We start from the raw sequence: 406 nt of genomic DNA, 5'->3' as shown, positions 1-406 counted from the left end.
GGTGGAAAAAGGGATGGCCGTCGCGTCAGGCGGCAAGGGTTTCGCGGTCCGCGCGCACGCGGGTTTCGGCGATCCGGCCGGCCCGCATGTGGACCACGCGGTCGGCGAGGTGGAAGTAGCGGTCGTCGTGCGAGATGACGACCAGCAGATGGCCTTTCGCGCGCAGTTCGGGCAGCAGTTCGGTGTAGAAGAGGTGGCGGAAGGCCGGGTCCTGGTCGGCGGCCCATTCGTCGAACACCATCACCGGGCGGCCTTCGAGGTAGGCGTGCACCAGCGCCAGGCGCTTGCGCTGGCCGGTGGAGAGGTCTACGGTGCTGAAGGCGCCGTCCTGGATGCTCACCTTGTGCGCGATCTCCAGCCGCTCCAGGTAGGGGCGCGCGGCCTCGGGCAGCGCGGACATGCCCGC

At 69.7% G+C, this 406-nt stretch carries 1 pseudogene; it reads right to left on the bottom strand.

The annotated features are described in order from the left end of the window. Nucleotides 1-25: 25 nt before the first annotated feature. Nucleotides 26-406 (bottom strand): annotated as a pseudogene (locus tag GVL12_RS25900) (cyclic peptide export ABC transporter); the annotation flags it as partial.

Origin of the sequence: Pantoea sp. 18069, from assembly GCF_902706035.1 — a bacterium.
In the GTDB taxonomy this organism is placed as follows: Bacteria; Pseudomonadota; Gammaproteobacteria; order Burkholderiales; family Burkholderiaceae_C; genus Comamonas.
Note: the sequence above shows the minus strand (reverse complement) of the source record. Positions and strands in the feature narration are given on the sequence as shown.